At 35.7% G+C, this 2,637-nt stretch carries 1 protein-coding gene and 1 pseudogene; both read right to left on the bottom strand.

All coding sequences use genetic code 11. The features are described from left to right. Positions 1 to 1,208: pseudogene (locus CVD18_RS21930) on the bottom strand (hypothetical protein); the annotation flags it as partial. Positions 1,209 to 1,406: 198 nt separating this feature from the next. Next, positions 1,407 to 2,637 (bottom strand): group II intron reverse transcriptase/maturase (ltrA, locus tag CVD18_RS21925; protein ID WP_103867589.1); only part of this gene is annotated, 1,231 nt, incomplete at its 5' end.

Below are 2,637 nucleotides of genomic sequence, written 5' to 3'. Positions count from 1 at the left end.
GCGGCATCAACATACCAATATCGGAACTCCTTTTTCCCAAAAATGGCTTTACAACTTATAGGCCCAAAAGTACCAAAAGTTCCAGTAATGTTTGCTTCAAAACCATTGCCATAAACTTCATCGTTATTCCTAAGTTTTAAATTACCTTTAAGTTGAACAGCTCCCATGTTAGCTTCAATATGGATTTCTGATAAATCAATTTTATCATATTCCCATCGTTGCTTATGGTTTTCTTCCTTGAACTTGCAAAAAATACCCAACCTAGTTTTTGCAGCAAAACCTTTACTTTCTTTGCCCATTAGATTGATCATCAAGTCAAAATTTATTGCTGCTCCTTGGTCATTTGAACTCAGTGCAATATCACCTATAGAAACTGGGAAATTAGCAACTTTCACTTCTCCTTTATATCCAAAATATCCAACTTGAAACACAGGAGATTCGGTTTGTAATACCAAACCCTGAAATGTTATTCCTTTAAAAGCTATAGCCTTTTCTTTTTCTTCTTCCCCATTAATATCTTCTGGAAGTGATGAAGCTGTTTCCTTTTCATTAATGTCTGAAGAAATGGTCATCTCTCCGTGTAAAATAGCTTTGGGGCGGAAATTACCATCTTCCACTTTTAATTCTATAGAAGAGTTAGGAGCCAACTTGGCTTTGGCTTTCCAGATGTTAAATTTTATGTCCTTTAGAGAAGACAATCGTAACATAAATTCTTCTTCAGAAATTAATCCTGAATACACTAAACCTTTGGGTTTATCTTTTTTAGCATCAGTTACTTTTTTCTGTAAGTCATCAGAAATCGGTAGTAAGATACGTCCGTCAAAATTAGCACCCGTGAATCTATTGGCAGCCAATGATATTCCTAATTGATCTACAGACATAGCCCAAGCTTTATTTTTGTTGGTTCTACCTTTTGACAGAGGGATAATATTATTTACTTCAAAATGACCAGATACTCCATAGTTATCTATAATCATATGGTGGGCTTCAAAGGATACACGTTGTTTTTTCGCAATACTTTCTTCTGTATGAAAAGCCTCGGGTAAACCTACTTTTAAGGATTCTATATAAAAGCCTCTCCAATTTTCTATACTTGGAAATAATAAATCGTTATCATAATAATGTTTTGGAAAATTATCATGGGAGATACGCTGATCACTAAAATCAAAGATCGCTTTATTTACAGAAAACATAAAACCTTTTGGCATACTGGCCAATACAAAAGATGGCAAACTAATCTCTGCAATAATCCTACTTTGTCATCTTAGAAAAAAGGAGCAGTAGAGTAGAGCCTGACAGCTCTGTTAAATTTCTCACTAAATTAGTAAAATTTACGAGACTGTCAGCGCCCCCTTCATCAAACCGTGCTTGAAGTTTTCCCTCACACGGCTTACCGATAGAATTCTTCATTGAGCTTTCGCATGGGTTTTAAGACGTGCATACTTTTCTATGTCTAGTAAGCCATAAAAGCGAACTAAATTTTCATAGGGTCGCTGGCGTAGCTTCCGATGTGCCTTTCTGCCTTTACTTTTCATCCATTTAAATAGTTTATAGTCCAAATGCTTCTTGATGATTTTTATGGTTTCCCAAATATGAGTCACTTTACTTATCGAAAAATAATTAAGCCAACCTATTAATAACTCGTTGACTTTCCATACTATCCATTCGATTCTCCAATGTCTGCGCTTTGACAAGAGTTCTCGCAACTGCGTAAACAACTTGGAGCGTGATTTCATACTAGGACGTACATTGGTATAGTTCTTTGTATTCCATCCAAATTTGGATTTTATATTCCTGAACTCAAACCCTAAAAAGAAGAGACTACTTTTGCAACTGTGCAATAGTTTGGTCTTCTCTTTATTTAGTGTTAATCCCATGTTTCCCATTATCCTGTCAATGTACTGTAGTATTTCTTTACTAAAATACCACTTACCCATTAACAGAAAATCATCTGCATAACGTACCATACGGATGTTTGCTTTTGCAAAATTTCCGTTTGGATGATTTACAATTTCATCAAACGCATGGAGATAGATGTTTGATAGTAATGGTGATATAACCCCACCTTGCGGACTTCCTGCTGTACTTGCTAATAGCTTTCCATTGGGCAACCGCACTGGAGCTGTAAGCCATTGATGTATCAAACTTAGGATTCCTTTATCTACCAACCTTTTCTTTAGTAAGACAAATAATTTATTGTGAGGAATCGTATCAAAGTATTTTGATAAATCCGCATCATAGACAAATTGGTGTCTATCATAAATGTTTTGTTTTACTTGTTTTATCGCTTGTTTTGCGCCTCGTTTTGGGCGAAATCCGTAAGAAGTATTACAAAATTCTGATTCCCATAGAGGTTCGATTAACAGCTTGACAGCCATCTGTACAAAACGATCTCGAATTGTTGGTATGCCTAGTTTCCTAAAGTCTCCTTTCTTTTCTTTCGGGATCAGTACTTGCTTGACTGCTTTACTCTTGTAGATCCCTTGGACTAAATCCTGTTGAATATGTTCTAAAAAGGTTTTTAAGCCTTGCTTTTCGATATCTTCAAAACTCTGCCCATCTACGCCTACTCCCTTAGAATAGTTGCTCTTGACTCTTCTGTAAGCTTCTATTAACGTTATATCTTCACACAATTTT

It is taken from the genome of Aquimarina sp. I32.4 (genome assembly GCF_002924285.1).
GTDB lineage: Bacteria > Bacteroidota > Bacteroidia > Flavobacteriales > Flavobacteriaceae > Aquimarina.
Note: the sequence above shows the minus strand (reverse complement) of the source record. Positions and strands in the feature narration are given on the sequence as shown.